Genomic DNA, 6,569 nt, shown 5'->3' with positions numbered 1-6,569 from the left:
GGCCGTGGCCACCAGGGCCTCCGGATCGACGGGGCGCGCCTCCTGGCCGGCCGGCTGCTGGTGCTGGAGGCTCTGGCGCAGCCCGGCCGGCAGGGGGACGTCATAGGTCCGCCCGGAGACTTCAAGGGCCTCTGAGGCGGCTGCCACCTGGGCGGGTTGCGGGGGGGGCGCCACGGCCTCCTGTGTCCCTTCCCCATCAGAAGCTGGGACCGAGGCGTAGGCCACCGGAGAGGAACCTGGATCCGGCGCCACTCTCAGCATCACACCCTTCAGGGTTCACCCATGGTATGGGGCAATCGTCACGAACCAGGGGATTTGCGCATTCGGCCATCCAGACTGGGTGCCGCCGGCCCCGTCCATGGCCCCCAGAGCCCCATCCATCCCACCGGCGCCGGTGCTGCGGATCGGTGGCCTGCAGGTGCGCTACCCCGGCGGCGGGCAGCCCACCCTCGACGGTCTCGACCTGACGCTGTCGGCCGGCGAGCGCCTCGCCCTGGTGGGCCCCTCGGGCTGCGGCAAGAGCACCGTCGCCCGGGCGGTGCTGCAGCTGCTGCCCGCCGGCAGCGTCTGCGAGGGGGAGCTGCTGCTGACCGGCCAGGACCCCCGCCAGCTCCGGCGTGCCGCCCTGCGCCGGCTGCGGGGCGAAGCGGTGGGCCTGGTGTTCCAGGACCCGATGACCCGGCTCAACCCGTTGCTCACCATCGGCGAGCACCTGCGGGACACCCTGGCCGCCCACCGCGGCGGAGGCCGCGAGCGGGCCCGGGAGCTGCTGGCCCGGGTGGGCATCGACCCGGCGCGCTACGGCAGCTTCCCCCACGAATTCAGCGGCGGCATGCGCCAGCGCCTGGCCATCGCCCTGGCCCTGGCCCTGCAGCCGCCCCTGGTGATCGCCGATGAACCCACCACCAGCCTGGATGTGGCCGTGGCCGGGCAGGTGATGGCCCAGCTGAGCGACCTCTGCACCGAAACCGGCAGCGCCCTGCTGCTGATCAGCCACGACCTGGCCATGGCCGGCCGCTGGTGCGACCGCATCGCCGTGCTCGACCAGGGGCGTCTGGTGGAGGAGGCCCCCAGCCACCAGCTGCTCACGGCACCCGCCTCCCCCTTGGCCCAGCGGCTGGTGGGGGCCGCCCGGCGGCGGGAGGGCGGCCACAGCGAGGCCCCCGCCGCCGCGCCGGTGCTGCTGGAGGTGGAGGAACTGCGCAGCTGGCATCCCCTGCCCTCGGTGCCCTGGCAACCGCGCTGGATCAAGGCGGTGGATGGGGTCAGCCTGACGCTGCACGAGGGCGAGACCATCGGCGTGGTGGGGGCCTCGGGCTGCGGCAAGAGCAGCCTCTGCCGCGCCCTGATGGGACTGGCGCCGGTGCGGGGCGGTGCGGTACGGCTCCAGGGGGTCGATCTGCGCCAGCTGCGGGGCCGCTCCCTGCGGCGGGCACGGCGCCGCCTGCAGATGGTCTTCCAGGACCCCCTGGCCTGCCTCAACCCCCAGATGACGGTGGGGGAGGCGGTGGCCGACCCCCTGCTGATCCACGGGCTGGCCAGCCGCCCGGAGGCCCGCCGCCGTGCCCGGCAGCAGCTGGCCCTGGTGGGGCTGGAGCCACCCGAATCTTTTGAAAACCGTCTGCCCCGCCAGCTCTCGGGCGGTCAGCAGCAGCGGGTGGCGATCGCCCGCGCCCTGATCCTGGAGCCCCAGGTGCTGCTCTGCGACGAGAGCGTCAGCATGCTGGACGCCGAGGTGCAGGCCGAGGTGCTGGCCCTGCTGCGGCATCTGCAGGACCAGCTCGGCCTGGGCCTGCTGTTCATCACCCATGACCTCTCGGTGGCCGGCGGCTTCTGCCACCGGGTGCTCGTGCTCGACGGCGGCCGGGTCGTGGAGGAGGGCGCCGGTGCCGCCCTGCTGAGCCATCCCCAGGCCGCCATCACCCGCACCCTGGTGGAGGCCTGCCCGCGCCTGCCGGCCCTGTCCTGATCCAACAACCCGAGCCGTCCTGCGCTGGAATCGTCAGGCGATCGCCCCCAGCAGGTCGGCGATCAGCAGGTTGTCGAGGGAGAAAAGGCCGCCACCGGAGGTGATCAGCACCAGGCACATCACCACGTACATCGCAGCCTTCTCCCAGCTGGGCGGTTCACCGACGCCCATCGGTCCGGCGTAGTCCCCCGCGGGGATCTGGTAAGGATCGGGAGCGATGAACGGGGTACCGGAGACAGTTTCCAGCACCATGGCGTAGGCCATCGACACCAGAATCGCCAGGGCCGCCAGGGGGGTGAGCAGCCCGGGGATAAGGGCGATCCCGGCGCCCCACATCGAGGCCGCCGAGAGAAAGCAGAGCCATTCCGGCGTCTTCATCGCCGTGGACCACGTTTTGAGGTTGCGGAGCTTTGGCCAGCCGTGGCGGATGAAGGCCACCCCCACGAACAGCCGCAGCACCAGCAGTCCCACCGCCGCGGCCGGGGAAGGGCTGCTGGGCACGAGCAACGTGACGATCTCGAGATCCATGGAGGCGCGACGCAGCGGAACGACCTGCCGGTTCAACGTAAGCCGGGTGGGCCGTCGGCGCCGCGGCGGGGCGAAACCACCGCCCCTGGCCATCATTCAAAGCAGGAGCCCCTGCCCCCTCCCCCCGCCGACACCATGACCCCAAGCACGGCGACCCTGCTGTCCCCGGGAGCCACCACCCCCCTGGGCGCCTCCCTCAGCGAGGGCGGAGTCAACTTCAGCCTCTACGCCCGGCGGGCGACGGCGGTGGAGCTGTGCCTGTTCAACCGCGTCGAGGACGCCGAGCCCAGCCGGCGCCTCGCCCTCGATCCCACCCGGCACCGCACTGGCGACTACTGGCATGTTCGGGTGGAGGGGATCGGGCCTGGCCAGCTCTATGGCTGGCGGGTGGAGGGCCCCTGGCAACCGGCGCTGGGGTTGCGGTTCGATCCGACCAACCTGCTGCTCGATCCCCATGCGCTGGCCCTGGCGATGCCGCCGGGCTATGGCCGCGCCCCCGGCCGCAGCAGCGCCGGCGACTGGGGCCGCGCCATGAAGAGCGTGGTGGCCGACCCGCACGCCTACGACTGGCAGGGGGATCGCCCGTTGCACCGGCCCTCCCGTGAGACGGTGATCTACGAGCTGCATGTGCGCGGCTTCACCGCCCACCCCAGCGCCGGCGTGCCGCCGGAACAGGCCGGCACCTACCGGGGCCTGATCAGCAAGATCCCCTACCTCCAGGACCTGGGCATCACGGCGGTGGAACTGCTGCCGGTGTTCGCCTTCGATCCCCTGGCGGCCCCCGCTGGCCTTCACAACTACTGGGGCTACCAGCCGGTCTCCTTCTTCGCCCCCCATCCGGGCTATGCCTGCAGCAGCGATCCCCTGGCGGTGATCGATGAGTTCCGTGACCTGGTCAAGGCACTGCACCGCGCCGGCATCGAGGTGATCCTCGATGTGGTGTTCAATCACACCGCCGAGGGGGACGCCGAGGGGCCGGCCTTCTGCTTCCGGGGCCAGGCCGACGGCGATTACTACCTGCAGCAAGGCGATGGCACCTACATCGATGTCACCGGCTGCGGCAACACCTTCAACACCAACCACCCAGTGGTGCGGCGCCTGATCCGCAACAGCCTGCGCCATTGGGTGCAGCATCTGCATGTGGATGGCTTCCGCTTCGATCTGGCCTCGGTGCTGGACCGGGACCAGACCGGCCAGCCCACGCCCCTCTCGCCGATCCTCTGGGACATCGACACCGACCCGGTGCTGGCGGGCACCAAGCTGATCGCCGAGGCCTGGGATGCCGCCGGCCTTTACCAGGTGGGCACGTTCGTCGGCGACAACTGGCAGGAGTGGAACGGGCGCTTCCGCGACGACGTGCGCCACTTCATCAAGGGGGACCGGGGCCTGGCGGCCAGCGTCGGCCAGCGATTGATCGGCAGCCCCGACATCTACGGCCACAAGCAACGGGAGGCCGAGGCCAGCGTCAACTTCATCACCTGCCACGACGGCTTCACCCTGGCCGACCTGGTCAGCTACGACGGCAAGCACAACGAGGCCAACGGCGAGAACAACCGGGACGGCAGCGACGACAACGCCAGCTGGAACTGCGGCGTCGAGGGACCGACGCAGGACGCCGGGGTCCTGCGCCTGCGCGCCCGCCAGAGCCGCAACCTGCTGACCCTGCTACTGCTGGCCACCGGCACACCGATGCTGGCCATGGGGGACGAGATGGGCCGCAGTCAGCAGGGCAACAACAACGCCTACGCCCAGGACAACGCCATCAGCTGGCTCGATTGGTCGCTGCTGGAGCGCCAGGCCGACCTGCATCGCTTCGTGCGGGAGCTGGTGCGGTACCGCCAGCAGCGGGATGTGGTGGTTCACGCCCGCAGCCTCAGCCTCGGCGAACTGGTGCAACGCCATCAGGTGAGCTGGCATGGGGTTGAACCGAACCAGCCCGACTGGAGTGACAGCTCCCATGCCTTCGCCGTGACGATCACCAGCGTCGGCCAACGGTTCCGCTGGCACGCCATGGTCAACGCCTGGTGGGAACCGTTGCCGTTCCGCCTGCCCCCCGCCGCCGCCGGCCCCAACACCTGGAAGCGCTGGATCGACACCTCCCGGCCCAGCCCGGAGGATGTGGTGCCCTGGGGCCAGGCGCCGGAGCCGGTGGGGGACACCTACACCCTGGAGCCCCGCTCGGTCGTGGTGCTGACCGTGGAGCTCAGCCCTGGAGCAGCTGGATCCGATGGCCATCCGGATCCGCCAGCTGCAGGGCACGGCTAGCCCCGATCGCCGCGGCCTGCGGCCCCAGCGCGATGATCCCGCCGGAGATCAGACGGCCGCCGAGGGCCTCGGCCCGCTCGGCGATCGACTCCAGATCGGCCACCCGCAGGCGCAGCTGCCAGTGGGCCAGGTCCTGGGGCCCCTGGTCGGCGGGCATCGGCCGGCCGCCGGTGGGCTCGCGGTAGTCGAGGCACTCGACGCCGGCGCCGCTGGGGCAGCGGTGGCCGGTGATGTGCACCCGGGTTCCCGCCAGACCATCGAGACCATCCTGTTCCGGGCCGCTGTTGACGCCATCTCCCCCGGCCGCGAGGCCCAGGAGCTCCCGGTAAAAGCGGCCGCTGGCGGCGGTGTCGGCGATGCCGATGGCGCTGTGGTCAAGGCCCAGCAGCGGCCCGGGCGCCCCAACGTGCCAGCGGGCCTCCCCCTTGTCCGGCGGGAACTGCAGCAGCTCCAGCGGATGGCCTTCCGGGTCGTGGAACTTGTAGGCCACGATGCCGGCGGCATCCGTGTTCCAGTCCGGCAGCCGCTGGGGCGCCGCGGAGATCGGCGAGATCCGCCCGGCCGCGAAGGCTGGCTGCAGCAGGGCCAGGGCCGCCGCCATGTCGTTCACCACCAGACAGCCGTGCTGGAACCAGCGGTCGTTGCTGCGGGAATCGGCCGGGACCGGCCGGCCAGGGCGGGTGCCGGGGGCCAGCGCGAGCACCTCGGTGAGCTCCAGCACCTCCGCGCCGATACCCAGGCGCAGCAGCTTGAGGCGGGCGCCCGGCAGGCCCACCAACTGGGCGTAGGGGCCGCCCTCGAGCACCACCGCCTCCCCCAGGCGCCGGAAGCCCAGGCAGGTGGTGAAGAAGGCGGCACTGGCCTCGGCATCGCCCGTGGTGAAGCCGAAGCTGTCGATGTGGGGAAGTGTCATCACTGAGGAGCTGTCACGGGGTTCTGCCGGCCCAGGCTGAGCACCCCACCGATGCAGATCAGCACGGTCCCCGCCACAACGCCCGCGTTCGGGATCTGACCGAACCAGATCCAGCCGATCAAGCCGGCGAAGACCACAGAGGAATACTGGAAAGCCCCGATGGAGCTTGGGTCGGCATAGCTGTAGGCGCGGATCAGCAGAAACTGGAAGCTGAGCAGACAGAGGGCCGAGGCCAGCACCCACAGGAACTGGTCGAGCGTGATGCTGTGAAATTGACCCACCATCATCAGGCTGGAGACCAGACCGCCGATGGTCAGAAAGTAGACAAGCTGCGTCAATGCGGACTCACTCCTCCCAAGAGCTTTCACCGCCAGAAACTCAATGGCGCAGACGAATCCAGCCGCCAGACCGAGCAGATCACCGGGCTTGTCGAGGAGGCTGGCGTTGGGCTGAACGACGATCACCATCCCGGCGAATCCCACCGCCAGGGCCTTCCAGAGACTGGGGGGAATGCGCTGCCTGAGCACCAGCCAGGCCAGCAACGGAATGAACATGGGCGTTGTATTCAGTAGCACGTTGGCATTGACAAGATTCACCAACTTGGCCGCCGACATGAACAGAAGAAAACCTCCCATGCCCATGGCGCCACGAAGAAGGTGAAGGGGAAACACGCGCGTGGGCAGGTCGCGGCCGCCGCGCACGGCCAACAGGGGAATCAGCAGGATCAACGCCAGAACGAACGTCAGCCAGGTGAACATCAGGGCGTCCATGGCGGTGCCCACCGCCCGCGCAAACGCGCTCTGAAGCGTGTTGGCCAGGAAGGCCGCCACCAGCAGGGCCGCACCTTTTGCCACCGAAGGACTGACCTGCCCATTGCTGTTCCCGTCCGGCTCC

General features: G+C 70.3%; 5 protein-coding genes. 2 read left to right on the top strand and 3 right to left on the bottom strand.

The window, feature by feature from the left end; translation table 11 throughout:
• Nucleotides 1-358: 358 nt before the first annotated feature.
• The gene (locus KBZ04_RS13100) at nucleotides 359-1,969 is read left to right on the top strand and encodes an ABC transporter ATP-binding protein (protein WP_254992348.1); all 1,611 of its coding nucleotides are present in this window, start codon (nucleotides 359-361) and stop codon (nucleotides 1,967-1,969) included.
• A 33-nt stretch (nucleotides 1,970-2,002) separates the two neighbouring features.
• On the opposite strand, the gene KBZ04_RS13095 is transcribed toward KBZ04_RS13100, so the two are convergent.
• Nucleotides 2,003-2,497 carry a DoxX family protein gene (locus tag KBZ04_RS13095; protein WP_254992347.1) on the bottom strand — a complete coding sequence of 165 codons (495 nt, stop codon included), beginning with the start codon at nucleotides 2,495-2,497 and terminating at the stop codon, nucleotides 2,003-2,005.
• Nucleotides 2,498-2,632: 135 nt separating this feature from the next.
• On the opposite strand from KBZ04_RS13095, the gene glgX reads away from it, so the two are divergent.
• Complete coding sequence (glgX, locus tag KBZ04_RS13090; RefSeq protein WP_254992346.1) at nucleotides 2,633-4,762, top strand: glycogen debranching protein GlgX; 2,130 nt, start codon at nucleotides 2,633-2,635, stop codon at nucleotides 4,760-4,762.
• Here glgX and KBZ04_RS13085 read toward each other — a convergent pair.
• Nucleotides 4,701-5,675, bottom strand: coding sequence for a VOC family protein (locus KBZ04_RS13085; protein WP_254992345.1), 975 nt, complete (start codon nucleotides 5,673-5,675; stop codon nucleotides 4,701-4,703). The genes glgX and KBZ04_RS13085 overlap by 62 nt on opposite strands.
• Nucleotides 5,675-6,529: a DMT family transporter gene (locus KBZ04_RS13080; protein WP_254992349.1), complete on the bottom strand. Its 855-nt coding sequence runs from the start codon at nucleotides 6,527-6,529 to the stop codon at nucleotides 5,675-5,677. Before KBZ04_RS13080 ends, KBZ04_RS13085 begins: the two co-directional genes overlap by 1 nt.
• Nucleotides 6,530-6,569 lie beyond the last annotated feature (40 nt).

It is taken from the genome of Cyanobium sp. N5-Cardenillas (assembly GCF_024345515.1).
Classification (GTDB): domain Bacteria; phylum Cyanobacteriota; class Cyanobacteriia; order PCC-6307; family Cyanobiaceae; genus Cyanobium.
This window is presented reverse-complemented; position numbering and strand designations above follow the sequence as displayed.

Bases quoted from the DNA above. Each gene is read 5' to 3' on its own strand.
- KBZ04_RS13100 (WP_254992348.1), top strand. From the start codon at position 359: ATGGCCCCCAGAGCCCCATCCATCCCACCGGCGCCGGTGCTGCGGATC.
- KBZ04_RS13095 (WP_254992347.1), bottom strand. From the start codon at position 2,497: ATGGATCTCGAGATCGTCACGTTGCTCGTGCCCAGCAGCCCTTCCCCG.
- glgX (WP_254992346.1), top strand. From the start codon at position 2,633: ATGACCCCAAGCACGGCGACCCTGCTGTCCCCGGGAGCCACCACCCCC.
- KBZ04_RS13085 (WP_254992345.1), bottom strand. From the start codon at position 5,675: ATGACACTTCCCCACATCGACAGCTTCGGCTTCACCACGGGCGATGCC.